The 14,544-nt window shown below is 70.9% G+C and carries 8 protein-coding genes; 4 read left to right on the forward strand and 4 right to left on the reverse strand.

Annotated elements, in window-relative coordinates; all coding sequences use genetic code 11:
- The first annotated feature begins 123 nt into the window (after nucleotides 1–123).
- Both leuA and OG214_RS18635 read left to right on the forward strand, forming a co-directional pair.
- On the forward strand, nucleotides 124–1,893 hold the full coding sequence (gene leuA / locus OG214_RS18630) for a 2-isopropylmalate synthase (RefSeq protein ID WP_405985358.1): 1,770 nt from the start codon (nucleotides 124–126) through the stop codon (nucleotides 1,891–1,893).
- A gap of 850 nt (nucleotides 1,894–2,743) precedes the next feature.
- Complete coding sequence (locus OG214_RS18635) at nucleotides 2,744–3,907, forward strand: DMT family transporter (protein WP_405985359.1); 1,164 nt, start codon at nucleotides 2,744–2,746, stop codon at nucleotides 3,905–3,907.
- 158 nt (nucleotides 3,908–4,065) lie between these two features.
- On the opposite strand, the gene OG214_RS18640 is transcribed toward OG214_RS18635, so the two are convergent.
- A complete protein-coding gene (locus OG214_RS18640; protein ID WP_405985360.1) occupies nucleotides 4,066–7,155 on the reverse strand; it encodes an AAA family ATPase in 3,090 nt (1,029 codons plus the stop codon).
- Between the two features lie 266 nt (nucleotides 7,156–7,421).
- Between OG214_RS18640 and OG214_RS18645 the strand changes: the two genes are divergently transcribed.
- Entirely contained in the window at nucleotides 7,422–10,505 is a 3,084-nt protein-coding gene (locus OG214_RS18645; protein ID WP_405985361.1) for an AAA family ATPase, read from the forward strand.
- A gap of 215 nt (nucleotides 10,506–10,720) precedes the next feature.
- Nucleotides 10,721–11,374: a response regulator transcription factor gene (locus OG214_RS18650; RefSeq protein WP_363084004.1), complete on the forward strand. Its 654-nt coding sequence runs from the start codon at nucleotides 10,721–10,723 to the stop codon at nucleotides 11,372–11,374.
- A gap of 176 nt (nucleotides 11,375–11,550) precedes the next feature.
- Here OG214_RS18650 and OG214_RS18655 read toward each other — a convergent pair whose 3' ends face one another.
- From OG214_RS18655 to OG214_RS18665, 3 genes are all read right to left on the reverse strand, one after another.
- On the reverse strand, nucleotides 11,551–12,864 hold the full coding sequence (locus OG214_RS18655) for a peptidase (RefSeq protein ID WP_405985362.1): 1,314 nt from the start codon (nucleotides 12,862–12,864) through the stop codon (nucleotides 11,551–11,553).
- A gap of 480 nt (nucleotides 12,865–13,344) precedes the next feature.
- Nucleotides 13,345–13,944 carry a hypothetical protein gene (locus tag OG214_RS18660; protein ID WP_363086210.1) on the reverse strand — a complete coding sequence of 200 codons (600 nt, stop codon included), beginning with the start codon at nucleotides 13,942–13,944 and terminating at the stop codon, nucleotides 13,345–13,347.
- A gap of 330 nt (nucleotides 13,945–14,274) precedes the next feature.
- A complete protein-coding gene (locus OG214_RS18665; protein ID WP_405985363.1) occupies nucleotides 14,275–14,538 on the reverse strand; it encodes a hypothetical protein in 264 nt (87 codons plus the stop codon).
- Nucleotides 14,539–14,544: the final 6 nt, after the last annotated feature.

Consider the following 14,544-nt stretch of genomic DNA (forward strand, 5'->3'; position numbering starts at 1 on the left):
CGTCCGAGTGCGGTACTGCCGGGCCCCGTCCTGGCCGGACAATCCCGTCCGCGGCCGGACATCCCGTCCGCGCGGCTCAGACCGTTCACCACCGCCGACGAGCACACCAGGAGTTCCACACGCATGTCCGATCCTTCCTTCGCGTCCGTCCGGGGCGCCACGCCCGTGACGAACGCGACGCATACTCAGCGTCCGTCGGGGATGCCTGTTCATAAGTACGGCCGGTATGAGGCTGTGGACATCCCGGACCGGACCTGGCCCGACAAGCGGGTCACCGTTGCTCCGCGTTGGCTTTCGACGGATCTGCGTGATGGTAATCAGGCGTTGATCGATCCGATGTCGCCGGTGCGTAAGCGGGAGATGTTCGATCTGCTGGTGCGTATGGGCTACAAGGAGATCGAGGTCGGTTTCCCCTCGTCGGGGGAGACGGATTTCGCTTTTGTGCGGTCGGTCATCGAGGAGGGTGCGGTTCCGGAGGATGTGACGATCTCGGTGCTGACGCAGGCGCGGGAGGAGTTGATCGAGCGTACGGTCGAGTCGTTGCGTGGTGCTCATCGTGCGACGGTGCATCTCTACAATGCGACGGCTCCGACGTTCCGGCGTGTGGTGTTCCGGGGGACGCGGGGGCAGGTCCGGCAGATCGCTGTGGACGGTACGCGGCTGGTGATGGAGTACGCGGAGAAGATCCTGGGTCCGGAGACGGTGTTCGGTTATCAGTACAGTCCGGAGATTTTCACGGACACCGAGCTGGATTTCGCTCTGGAGGTGTGTGAGGGCGTGATGGATGTGTGGCAGCCGGAGGCGGGGCGGGAGATCATTCTGAATCTGCCGGCGACTGTGGAGCGTTCGACGCCGTCGACGCATGCGGACCGTTTCGAGTGGATGTCGCGTCATCTGTCGCGGCGTGGGTTCGTGTGCCTGTCGGTGCATCCGCACAATGACCGGGGTACGGCGGTGGCGGCGGCGGAGCTGGCGCTGATGGCCGGGGCGGACCGGGTGGAGGGGTGTCTGTTCGGGCAGGGGGAGCGGACGGGGAATGTCGATCTGGTGACGCTGGGGATGAATCTCTTCTCGCAGGGTGTGGATCCGCAGATCGATTTCTCGCAGATCGACGAGGTCCGCCGGACCAGTGAGTACTGCAATCAGATGGAGATCCATCCGCGCCACCCGTATGCGGGTGATCTGGTCTATACGGCGTTCTCGGGTTCTCATCAGGATGCCATCAAGAAGGGTTTCGACGCGCGGGAGGCGGAGGCGGCCGCGCGGGGTGTCGCGGTCGACGGGGTCGAGTGGGCGGTGCCGTATCTGCCGATCGACCCGAAGGACGTGGGGCGTTCCTACGAGGCGGTCATCCGGGTCAACTCGCAGTCCGGCAAGGGCGGTATCGCGTACGTCCTGAAGAACGAGCACAAGCTGGACCTGCCGCGCCGGATGCAGATCGAGTTCTCCCGCATCATCCAGGCCAAGACCGACGCCGAGGGCGGCGAGGTCACACCCGGCCAGATCTGGTCCGTCTTCCAGGACGAATACCTGCACACTTCGCCGAACACCCGGAGACGCCTCGTGCTGCGCTCCGCCCCGGCCTCGATCTCCACCGACGGCACGGACGCGCTCACCGTCGCGGCAATCGTCGACGGTGAGCGCGTCATCCTGACCGGCAAGGGCAACGGCCCGATCTCCGCCTTCGTCGACGCTCTGGCCGGCATCGGCATCGGCGTCCGCGTGCTGGACTACAGCGAGCACGCGATGACCGAAGGCGCCCGCGCCCAGGCCGCCTCGTACGTCGAATGTGCCGTCGAAGGCCAGGTGCTGTGGGGCATCGGCATCGATGCCAGTGCGACCTGGGCATCACTCGAAGCAGTGACGTCAGCGGTGAACCGTGCGTGGAAATGACCACCGAGGCCTACCGGTATTCGACGCGGCGAACGTTTCCCAGTAGGCCGGAGTCCATTGCCCGGTGTCGAGCCGTCGAGCCGTCGAGCTGTCGAGCTGTCGAGCTGTCGAGCTGTCGAGCTGTCGAGCACCATCTCACGGAATATCAATTGCCCGTCCGTCCACAGCACGCTGTACAGACGGGCCGAGTTCGGACCGGCGTAGCCGCGAAGCGCGGTCGGAGAAATCGCCGGCTTCCGGCTTCGACGGTGACTGTTCTCCACACCGGTGACGGGTCGGACCTCAATCAGCCGCTCCGGGAAATGGGCTTCTGAGCAGGAAAAACGGCGGACGCCCGGCACCACGCGCCCTCGGCGAACCAACGGGGTTCGGTTTGATCGCCGTCCGGAGCTGGAGCTTCCGCCGCCCATCACGTGTGCGCTGGAAGGCCGTTGAACCGTGCAGGTCGCACATCAACTGTCACTTACGATCTCGTTCGATCAAGAAGCCTCACCGAAGGCTCCCTCCCCTCCCTCTGACGAACACCGTCAGGCCCGAACCAACCACGCTCAATCGGAGTCAATGCGGCGATGGAAGACTCGGAAAGCACCGGCCGATCCCGCGACCGCACGTCACCCCGTATTCACGGGCGGTTGGAGTTCTCGATCGGCAATGAAAAGACATCGGGCGGAATCCACCGCCCGGGGAACGGATACCGGGATCTCCATGTGCGTTCCGAAGGACTGTCCGGGTTCGGCCACCAGTTCCCGCAACTACGCTTTCATCTCGCTCGGCCACCTCTCATGACCGATCGCCCGGCCGACCCGGCAACCGCGGCGGTCCGGCCGACCGCGCACGGCGGTACGAGAGCGTGAAAACCAAGATCGACCCGCTGTCCGTCGTGGCGATGGTGGTCACCGTCGTCTCCATCTCGGCCACCGCCCCGCTGACCGCCGCCGGTTCCGCCTCGCCGCTCGCCATGGCCTTCTGGCGCAACTGCCTGGGCTTCGCCGTACTCGGGCCCTTCCTCCTGTTGCTGCGCCGTCGCGAGGTGGTACGTGTCGCGCGCGGCGAGCGCGCCCTGCTGCGCCGGGAGCAGTGGCGGCCCTTGGTCTTCGGCTTCCTCGCGGCCACGGCGCTCGCTCTCCACTTCGCGGCGTTCATGACGAGCACCCGGCTGACCTCGGTCGCCATGTCCACCGCCCTCGTCGCCACCCAGCCCGTCTGGCAGGCCCTCATCGCCGCGGGTCAGGGCGCCCGGACATCTCGCAGAACATGGGCGGGTCTCGCGCTCTCCGTGGTCGGAGCGGCCGCGGCCGCCGGTCTCGACATCGAGTCCGGCGGTACGGCGCTGCTGGGCGACCTGCTCGCCCTGGCCGGGGCCCTCGCTCAGGCCGGGTACACCGCGCTGAGCGAACGGTCGCGCGCGGATGTGAGCACACCGCTGTATTCGACGTTCACCTCGCTGGTCTGCGGTGTGGAACTCCTCGTGGTCTGCTGGCTGGCCGACATCTCGCTGACGGGTTTCGACAGAGCGACACAGTGGTCGCTGCTCGGGCTGCTCGTCCTCCCCCAGCTGCTGGGGCTCGGCGCGCTGAACTTCGCGCTCGGCAGGACATCGGCGACGACCATGAGCATCCTGCTCCTGCTGGAGACCCCCGTGGCCGCGCTCACCGCGTGGTGGCTGATGGGACAGCACATCAAGCCCGCGACCGTACCCGGGCTCCTGCTGATCATCGTCGGCGTCACCATCGTGCTGACGAGCGGCAGCGCGGAAGGGGCCGCGGCGCGGCAAGGGGCGTACCGCCCGGAGATACCGCCGTACCCGGCCCATGCCCCCTACACCCCCCGTCCCCTTCCCGCACCGGGGCACCTGACGTTCCGCCACGGCGCCGAACGCGACCCCAGAGTGGACTGGGCCAGATACCACGAAAGCCCAACGGTCAGGTTCACGTATCACGGGGCGGGAGCCTTCGACACCGTGCACTTGCGCAGGCCGCGCATCGCCGAGGACGAGCCCGAGCCCGAGCCCTGACCGCCCCACTGAGGCCGTCCGCGCGCCGCGCTCCCCGGTTCGGCGCCCGTGCCGTCCACGACTCGACCGGTTCGTCCGCGACTGGGCCGGTCGTCCACGACTCGACCGGTCGTCCGCGGCTGGGCCGGTCGTCCGCGGCTGGGCCGGTCGTCCGCGGCTCAGCCGGTCGGGAGCGCCGTCCCGTCCCCGCCGTGCCGGCGTGGCCCGGCATCGGGCACCAGCCCCTGCCGGGCAAGACTGCCGTCCAGCCAGGCCGCGGCCAGCTCCACCCGGGAACGGCACCCGGTCCGCTGGAACAGCCGCGTGAGCCGCTGCTCCACCGTCTTCTCGCTGCACGCCAGCCGGGCGGCGATCTGCCGGTTGGTGGACCCCTCGCTCACCATGGCGATCAGCCGCGCGTCCCGCTCGCTCCGCCCTTCCCGGGCCGCCCGGCGCCTGGGGAGGGAAACATTCCGTCGGCGCGCCGCCGCGCCGAGCCGGCTACGGATGGGCCGCCCCATGCCCAGCGCGTGCCCGCTCCGCGTCGCCTCGGCCAGCCACGACTGGGGGTCGTCGCCGACTTCCGCCAAGCACCCGCAGCAGTCCACCCGCAGGAGCACGTCGACCCGCTGCCGCGTCAACCGGTACGCGGCCAGCGCGCTGTCCGCGTCGCCGTGCGCCATGCCGCGTCCGAGGAGCACCACCTCGCGTGTCATGGGCGAGGCCGACTCCTCGTGCAGTGTCTCCATTTCCTCCATGGTCCGTCGCACCGCCGCCGGGTCGTTCCCCTCAAGTGTGATCGACAGGATCCGCAGCAACACTCTGTCGACGCCCGCGAGCAGTCCGCTCTCACGCGCCCGCCGCACATCGCGCCAGGCCTCTTCCAGAGCCTCGTCCCCCTGCCCCGACCAGTACCCGACACCCAGTCGCGCGCGGGCCACCAGCGGATGGACGACGGATTCCGGGATCAGGTCCAGCCACTCGCGGGCGCGTCCGAACTCCCCGCGCACGAGCTGGATCTCGGCCGCGAGCGCGCGGGCCAGCTGTCCGACGCCGGCCGCGCCGTCGGTTCGGCCCCGCGTCTCGATCCGACGGGCGCCTGACAGCGCGCTGTCCCAGTGCCCCGCCAGGTACGCGGACACCATGGCGTGGTACTGGACGGCGGTGCTCTGCCCCGCCCCGACGTAACGTTCACCGAGCACGGCCTCAAGAGCACCGGCCAGGTCCCCGTACGCGGCGGCGTTCCGCAGCCGGTCCAGGGCCGCCTCGCCCAAGGCCGCCTCGCCCAGGACCGCCTCGCCCAGGGCGTCCCGCGGCAGATCCCGCCGGGCACGCTCGAACTCGGCGCCGCCGCCCACGGCGGCTGCCAGCAGCCGCACTTCAGCGGGCGACGGGACCGCCCCGGACCCGGACTCCTGGTCGGCGTCCGGGACTCGGCCGGCGCCCGGGACGCAGCTGGCGTCCGGGATGCGGTCGGTGTCCGGGACCCGGTCGGCGTCCGGGACTCGGCCGGCGCCCGGGACGCAGTCTGCGCCCGGGACTCGGTCGGCGTCCGGGGCGCGGCCGTACGCCGGACCCGGCCGGAATGTCGTCGGCGTGAGCGGGCCGATCCCGTACAGTCCGCCGAGCCCCGCCAGCACGGCGGCGGCGGGCACCCGTCCGAGCGCCGCGCCGTATCGGGGGTCGGCATCGTCGGTGTGCGGGGACCGATGCTCGTGCAGCGCCGACAGGGCCCATGCCCGGGTGACCCACTCCAGACCGCCCCGGTCCCCGCCGTGCGGCCCGTCGAGGCAGGCCAGCAGCGGCCCGCCGAGTTCGAGTACGCCGAGATGGTCGCCGTACCGCAGGCCCAGCGCCGCGGACTCGCGCAGCACGCCGGTCGTTCTGGTGTCGTGCGGCGGCAGGTGCCGCAACGCCGAGTGGTAACCGCGGGCCGCCCAGGAGCTGTCGGGCCTCGCGCCGCTGCGGGCCGCGGCCAGCATCAGCGGCACCGCGAGCGCGGCGTCGAGCGCCGGCCCCGCCGCCGCCGCATGGCCGGCCAGCCGCGGGTGGGCGGCACCCGTCGCGGCGGCGCCCAGCCGATCGGTCACCGATCTGGTGATCGCGGCGTGCAGCGACCGCACGTCCCGGTGGTCGGGCAGCGTCAGCAGCGCCGCCGCGAGCGCCGGAACGGCGAACGCTATCGCGCCGTCCCGGTCCACGGTCACCACCCGGTCCCTGACCAGGTCGTCCAGCGCACGGCCGACGGCTTCGGGCAGCCCGCCCAGCGGCCGCACCCGGTGCAGGTCGTCGAGCCGCACTTCGGCCCGCTCGGCCAGACGGGCGAGTACGGCCGCCATCCCGACCGTCCCGGCATTCGGTGACGCGTCCGGCCAGCCGAGCCGGCCCAGCTCCATGGCGCCCAGCTCCATGGCGCCCAGCTTCCTGGCGTCCAGCTTCCTGGCGTCCGCGGTGAGGAGCAGCCCGCCCTCCGGCACCATCAGGCATATCCGGCCGTCGAGTTCGAGCAGGCCGCCACGCTCCTCCAGCGAGGCGAGCACCGACAGTACGGCCGCCGGGCTCCCCGCCAGCGGGCCCAGCGAACGCAGCACCGCCGTCACCAGGTCGGGCTCGACGGGGCGGCCCAGCCGCCGCGCGATCAGCTCGCCGGCCTCGGCCGAGGACAGCGGCGGCAGTTCGAGCACCCGGTCGGCCGCGGCGCGCACCCGGTCGGCCGTCGCGGGCAGCCGCGCACCGCCGGCCCGCCCCGGGCCCGTCGGCCTGCCGGCCATCACCACCGGCACACCCGCCGGGCGGAACGCGCGCAGCAGCAGCCCCAGAGCGGAGGCCGTCGGATCCGGCATCCGATGGATGTCGTCGACGATCAGGGCGAACGGGACGTGCTGAGCCGCGTCCGCCAGCATCTCGCCCAGGGTGGAGAGCAGGGCCACCTCGCCGCCACGGCCGACGGTCCGCGATCGCGCCCGGCGCACCACGGTGACGCGTACCAGGTGGCGACCGTCCTGGATCTTGGCCAGTACGCCGCAGACGGCGTCCGCGAGGGCGGCCGTACCCGCCGGGCCCCGCGCGTCCTCCCAGCCGAGCCGCAGGACCTTGGCGCCCTCCTCGGCCGCCGCCCGCCACGCCTCGCCCAGCACGGCGGTCTTACCGGTGCCGGCCCCGCCGGTGATCAGCAGGGTCCGCGCCACGGCACCGGCGGAACGCAACACGTCCGCCACGTCCTCGACTTCGCCTTGCCTGGCGACAAGAGGTGAACGGTACCGCTCCACGACGACTCCTCGTTTGCCCCCGTTCTTCACGTCGAACGGCTTGGCGGGACCGCGGGCTCGCACTGGACCGACCGCGGGTTCGCCGACGGGACCGCGGGTTCGCACTGGACCGACCGCGGGTTCGCGGGGACTTCCCGAACAAGCCACCGTCTTTTCCGGCACGTTGGTCATGATGGCAAGATCCTGGACGGGGGCCGGTCGGCCGGGCCGGGCCGAAGCGGGCCGCCCGCCGGGTACGTGTGTCGATCGAGGATACGGTGGAGTCAGTGGCTGCCCGGAGAGACACCGAGTTGGTCTTCGGCGGCACGTCCGCGCGTTTCCACGGAACGGGCGAGGGCCTGCTCGGCCGGGAGAGCGAGTCGCGGGAAGTCGACGACGGTCTCCGCGATCCGACCGGGCCGGGCCTGGTGCTCGTCCGGGGGGAACGGGGCGTCGGGCGCAGCGCGTTCGTGCGCGCCGCCGCCGAGCGGCTGCGTGCCGAAGGGGTCGCGGTCCTGTCGGTGACCTGCGTTCCCGATGACGGCGAGCGGCCGCTGCTCCTGGCACTGCGACTGGTCATGGCTCTGGAGGAGCACCGGACCGCCACGGCGAGGCATCGGCAGGCACCCAAACCGGCGGTGGCGGCGCTGCCCGCGGTGCAGGAGGGCGACAGCACGGCGATGGCCGAGGCGCTCGCCGCCGCTCTGGCGCAGCCGACGCGCACGGCCGTGGTCGTCGACGACGCTCAGCACGCCGACGCCGAATCCCTCGCCCTGCTCGGCGGAGTCGACTTCGAGCGGGTTCTGCCCCGTACCCGGCTGCTGGTCACGGCGGTGCGGCACACCGCGTCGGACAGTACGTCCCGACCCCCGCGGCCCTCCCCGACCGACCGGACCGACCGGGCCAACTGGAGCGACCGGACCGACCTGGCCGACCGGAGCAACCGGGCCGACCGGAGCAACCGGGCCGACCGGAGCAACCGGGCCGACCTGGCCGACCTGGCCGTGGAGCGGCTGGCCCGCAACCGGGCGGCACACACCATCGTTCTGCCGCGCCTCGGACCGGAGGACGTCACCGCCCTGGTGGCGCGGCGGTTGCGGGCGGTGCCCGACGCCGGACTGGTACGGCGGGTGCACCGGCTGAGCGGTGGAATTCCCGGGGCGGTCGACGCCCTGCTCGTCGAATGGGCGGGCCAGGGCGCGATACGCATGGCCGACGGGCACGCCTTCCTGGGCGCGGGAACACCGGCGCCGGTGCTGCCGGACGGCGACAGGTACGTCCTGGCCCTGCGGTCGCTGGGCGAGCCCTGCTGGACGGTGGCCTCGGCGCTGAGCGTGCTGTGGCCGCTCGGCCGGCCCGCCGCCGCGCTGCTCGCGGCAACGACGGGGCTGTCCGCCACGGCTGTCGGGCACGGCATCCGCGGTCTGGTGGACGAGGGCATCGTGGACGAACTGCCCGGACAGGACGGAGCCGCGTCCCGGGGGTGGACGTTCCGCGTACCGCTGCTGGCACACGCCGTCCGGGAGCGGCTGGGGCCGCTGGAGCGCAGCCGGCTGTCCGCCGCCGCGGTGGGAGCGCTCTGGGCGGGCGGAGGAGCGGCGGGCGGAGGAGCGGCGGGCGGAGGAGCGGCGGGCGGAGGAGCGGCGGCCACCGGAGCCGCGCACGACGACACACCGGCAGCGGCGATCCTCGACGAGGCGGACGCGGAGACCTATCTCCCGGACCGGATCGCCGAAGCGGGAATCCTGGTCGACCCCGAACGCGCGGTGGCGGAACTGACGGCAGCCGCGAGAGCGCTGTACCCCGACCTCGACCGCCGGGGGATGCTGCGGTGGTACCTGGGGGCCGTGCGCCTCATCGAGGAGCCGTCCGCCCGTGATCTGACGGTACTGCGGTGCGGTCAGGCCGCCTACGGTTGCGGTGACTACCCCACGGCTCGGGCGGCGGCCGAGGGGATCGTGTCCGCCCCGGCCGAGGGCCTCGACCCGCTGACCCTCTACGAGGCGGCCACCCTGCTGGTGGCGTCGGCAGGCGCGGAGAAGGACTGGCCGGCGCTGTCCCGGATGGGCGCCGCGTCCTGGTGGGACGGACTGCCGCTGCCCGCCGTGGCCACCGTGTCCGGCCGCGTCCAGGCACTGTGGCAGTTGGAGAAATGGCGGGAGGCGCTGACCCTGCTCTCGCAGACCGAGCCGATATGGCAGACCACCCCCGACAGCCACGCGCTGCTGGAACTGTTCGGCGGAGTCGCGGAGTTGGTGCTGGGCCGGCCGGACCGGTTCATGCGCGTACTGACCACGCCGGAGGTGCCGGACCTGCCGCACAGCAAGGCGTTCGCGATGGTCATCGCCCAACTCGACGTGCTGCTCGGCACCGGCGACCTGCGGCGGGCGACGGCCCTGCTTGCCGCCCGGGGCCTGGCGGTGGAACTGCTCCCTCCCTGCAGCCTGTTCCTCCTGCGGCACCTTGAGGGCCGGTGGGACGAGGCGCTCCCGCTGGCACGTCGGCTCCTGGTCGACGACGGGCTGCTGAACGTGATCCCCGGGCACCATCTGATCCCCGCCAGAACGGCGGCCGTTCTCCTCGCGAGGGGTCGCGTCACCAGCGCCGGCCGCCTGATCGGCAGCGCGCGCGGCCAGGTGGACGGGCCTCTCGAACACATCCTGGACCACACCGACGCCGAGGTGCTGCGGACCGTCGGCGACCTCGGCCGCGCCGAGGAGACACTGCGGCGCGGGCTGGGCGCGGCGGACGACCGCGGATCCGTCTACGGCACCGACGAGCTGTGGGCCTCCCTCGCCGAGGTGCACGCGGAAGCGGGACACACCCGTGAGGCGGTGGCCTGCCTGGAGCGCCTTGAGCGGCTGGTCGAGCGGATGGACAGCGGACGGACACGGCTGCTGTACCTGCTGACGTCCGTCCGGGTCCTGCGGCCGGACCTCCCGGACTCCCGCGGGCGTCTGCTCGAAGCGGTCGGACTGGCCCGTGAACGCGGCCAGATATTCGAAACGGCGGTGACGCTCACAGCCGCCGCGCGCGCGAACGCGGGCCCGGCGGCGCTGCTGCACGAGGCGTACGAACTGTTCGGCGAGACCGGCGCCGCGCTGTGGCGTTTCCGCACCAGGGCCGCGATGCGCGAGACCGGGCTGGTCGTGCCCGGTCGCAAGCGGGCCACGGCGGAGAACGAGCACCTGCTGGCCACCCTGCTCGCCGAGGGCCTCACCAACCGCCAGATCGCCACCGTACTGCGGCTGAGCGAGGACGCGGTCGCGAACCGGCTGTCCCGGTTGTTCGCACGCACCGGTATGCGGTCCCGCACCGAGGTCGTGACGGCCGTACTCGCCGGCGGTCCGCTGACCGCGGACGGCCGCTGACCGCGCCTCGGCCCCGCGGAGCCGTGCGGGTCCGGGTCGCCGGGGCCCTGTTTCAAGAACCCGGCCGCGGCCCCGGCCCCGGCCGATCCCGCTGGTGACAGATTTCCCTGTCCTTAACGGACCGGCGCCCCAGGGCAGCGGATCGGCGCAACCACACATGGCACCATCGCCTCCTGAAGCGCATGAACCACTTGAGTCCCAGATGGAGAGGGCGAATGCCTCAACAGGTACTCACGGACACGGTGCGCGTGGCCATTCACTCATCCGACGCCATCGTCCGCGCGGGGCTGGTCAGCTGCCTTCGGAACGACCGCCGCACCCGCGAGGTCCCACTGGGTCCTGTCGGGGCTCCTGTCCAGGAAGCCGATGTCATCGTGGTCGCCGTGGACATCGCCGACGCCTCTTCCCTGGACCTGCTGGGCGGCCTGTGCGACAAGCCCGACGCGCGCTTCGCCATGGTGGTGGGAAAGCAGTGGCAGGCCGATGTCTCGACCGCGGTCGACCGCGGGGTCCGCGCCGTACTGTGGCACGACTCCTTCAGCCCGGCGGCCTTCATCCAGACCCTGCTCACCATCGCGGACGGCGGTGGGAGCCTCCCGCCCACCCTCCAGGGCACCCTGATGGAACAGGTCAGGCGGACCCAGCGGGAGGTCCTCGCCCCACGGGGCCTGACGGCGTCCGGAGTCAGCCCTCGTGAGGTGGACGTACTGCGTCTGGTCGCCGAGGGCAAGGAGCTCTACGAGATCGCGACGAGGCTGTCCTACTCCGAACGCACCGTCAAGTACATCCTCTACGGCCTGATGAAGCGCATGCGGCTGCGCAACCGCGCCCACGCCGTCTCCTACGCCATACGCGCCGGCCTCATCTGATCCGCCGACCGGCCGCGGTCCTGGCCCGCACCGCCGGAAAGGGCGCCGCCGGAGAGGGGCACCGCCGGAAAAGGGCGCCCCCTGGGAAGGGGGCGCCCTTTCTCATGGCGCGGCCGGATGAGGCCGCGTCAGACGGTCCTGACGGTCCTGACGGTCCCGACAGTCCTGACGGAGCGTCAGGAGGCGGAGCCGGCCTTCTGGCGGCGGCCGACGAAGACCACGACGGCGCCGAGGGCCATCGCCGCGCCGGCCGCCGCGGCGATCCGCGGGAGGGCCGAGGGGGAGCCGGTGCTGGCGAGGGAACCGTTGGCGACGGAGTCGCCGGAGTTCACCGGGGTGGTGGACGTGACGCCCTGCGGCTTGTTGTCCGGGGTCTGCGGCGCCGTCTTGCCGGGCTCGGCGTCGTCGACGTCACCGGCGGAGCTGCCGGCGGCGAGGAGTTCGAAGGCGTACTCGGTGGAGAGGTTGCCGCCACAGGACTCGTCGTCGTTCACGTAGTCACCGGCGACGAAGGCGAGGCCGTCCCCGGCCGGAGCCTTGGCGTCGACCTTCAGGCGCAGCTTCACCTCGGCGTGGGCGCCGGCCTTCAGCGGACTGATGGAGCCGGCGCCGCTGCCTTCTTCCACGTTCTTCCAGGCCGGGGACGCGGCGGTCGACCACTGGAGGTGGAAGGCGTCGTCGATGACGTTGTAGCCGCTCTTGTCCGTCGCGTGGAAGTAGACGCGCGGGGAGACCTTGTCCAGCGTCTTGTCCGTACCGTTGGTCACACGGAGTGAGAAGTCGGTCGTCGAGCCCGCGACGATCTTGGACGGCAGGCCGGTGACGACCGTCTTGAGCTTGCCCTCGAAGACGCACTCCGGCTCGTCCGGCTCCGCCTCGTCCCTGGCGTCGGCGAGCGCCTTGTCGGCGGCCTTCTTCGCCTCAAGGGCCTTGTCCCTGGCACCCTGGATCTTGGAGTACTCCCGAACGGCGGCGACGCGGGCGTCGTCGGAGGCCTCGCCGGCCGCCGCGGCCTTCTCGTCGGCGGCGGTCTTCGCGTCCTGTGCGGACAGGGCGGCGGCCTCGGCGTCGGCGACGGCCTTCTCCGCGGCCGCCTTCTCCTCGGCGGTGGCGGTCCCGGGCAGCGCGGCGAGTGCGGCCTCGGCGTCGGTGAGCGCCTTGTCGGCGTTCTGCAGGGCGGTGGCGGCGTCCGCCGCCTCCTTCCTGGCGTTCTTCGCGGCGACGAAGAGGGGCGCGTCCTGGGAGATGGCGGCTTCGAGGACGACCAGCGCGGCGTCGACCGCGGCCACGGCGTCGTCGTACTCCTTCTGCGCCTTCTCGGCGGCCTTCTCGAGTTCCTCGATGGAAGGCTTCGCCCGCTCATCCTGCTGCTGCGCCCGCGAGGCGGCGGACGGCTTGGCGTCGGCGAGCGCGGGGGTGACGGAGAGCAGGACGACGGGGGTGGTCACGGCCGCGGCGACGGCCGTGGCGAGTATGCGGCGAATCTTCAACGGAGTCCTTCGCGGGTCCGAAAAGCGGGTTCGAAAAGCAGGTTCGAAAAGCGGGTTCCAGAGAGTGTTGAGGCAGCCGCTGCGGCAGCGACCACGCAGGGCTTCGCCGGTGATCGTATGACCGGAAACACCGTCGTCGGAAACGCATTAGGAAGGCGACCGGTGCGGCGCACCACTCTCACGCGGCGGACAATTGCCCCATAGAGGGATAGTTGTGCTCCCTGTACGGATCAATTTGGTGATCCATGTCATCCCGTGGATGGAGGGCGCGGATACGGCGGCGGGGAGGAGCCGACGCCCCGGCCCCTCCCCGCGCATGTGAACGCTCGGCCGGGAGACCCGGCCGAGCGTCCGGTTGAGCCACCGACAACAGTTGAGCCGCTGACAACAGCCGCTCGACCAGGGATTGCTACGCCCCCTTGAATTCGCCACCGAGAGGGGGTTTTATGCCGCCGGCGTGGCCTCCAGGCTGCCGACAGGTCAGATCGTCGGTGTTTCGTCGACGACTTCCTTGTGCGGTTCGACAATGAACTTCCAGCCTTCGCTGGGCTCCAGGAACCGCACTCGGGTCGGGTAGATGTCCAGGGCGCGGCGGTCGCGGTTCTGACTGCTGGTGTTCTTACGCCCCCGGGTCGGCTCCTCGTACAGGTCGACCTTGACGTCCGGCACCGCGACGACTTCCTCGCTCCAGCGCTGAACGATCCCCACGCCGAACGCGTCCCGCGCGGCGGTGTAGAGCGAATCCAGGGATTCCTTGTTCCCGTTGGGCACGAAGAGGGCGAGATTCAGGAGGACGCCGGCGCTCTGGAGAACCTCGATCTCCTCCCCCGCCTCGTCGGCGACCCAGATCCCGCGCTCTTCGGCATTGTCCGCGAGAACGTGGATTTCCTCACCGAAGACCGTCCTCGCCGTGAAGGACCCTCCCTCGAAATTCTTACCCGGCTCCGTAAGGAAAGCCGGGGCGTAGCAGTCGAGAGGAAGGCCATCCGTCTCTGCCGAGACGAAGATGCCGTCCTGGAGGCCCAACTCTGAAACCTCCCCGGCCGTAAGACGTCGAGCCGTAACCTTCTCGGTATTCACGCCATTCCCCTTTTTTCGTGGCGTCCTGTGAATTCATCAAGACTCTATCATGAAAACGACCAGCCAGTTCCCGTTACACATGTCTCCGCGCTCACGGCAGTGCTGGTCAACCCTTCGATAATTTCTGCAGCACTCGCAGATAAATGCGGCGAGGGGCAAGAGATGACCTACCCGCTCCGGTAGCGTTTTCGGCAACCCGGTAGTGTTTTCGGTAACGAAGTCATTCGTCAAGTGGAATGCGAGCGGACTTGGCCGAATGGTAACAAGAAGCCGGGGCTGCCTGGAGCCGACGCATCTTGGGCAAGGACTTCCGGCGGATGCGTGAAACGGTCATGCCGAATCGCGAACCGGCGCCGGACAGCCGATCTCATGGATTTCCCCAGCCAAGTCGGACAGATCGGTCTGAGCGTTCAACGACGACACCATTTCCGGCGTCGCGGTCTCACCGTCGGCCCAGGCGGAGTCGAAGGAGTAGTACCGGTACCGGTACTCGCGGTCAGGGCTGAGGACCGCGTCGAGCACCGCCAAGGAACGGCACAGGTTCCGCAGGTCATCGATGGCGGGAAGTCGTCGAGCGACGTCGTACGCAGTCACGCCCTC

This window comes from Streptomyces sp. NBC_00872 (genome assembly GCF_045161915.1).
GTDB lineage: Bacteria > Actinomycetota > Actinomycetes > Streptomycetales > Streptomycetaceae > Streptomyces.

What these genes read in the sequence shown, in the direction of transcription:
- OG214_RS18650 (WP_363084004.1), top strand. Translation starts at nt 10,721, where the DNA reads ATGCCTCAACAGGTACTCACGGACACGGTGCGCGTGGCCATTCACTCA.
- leuA (WP_405985358.1), top strand. Translation starts at nt 124, where the DNA reads ATGTCCGATCCTTCCTTCGCGTCCGTCCGGGGCGCCACGCCCGTGACG.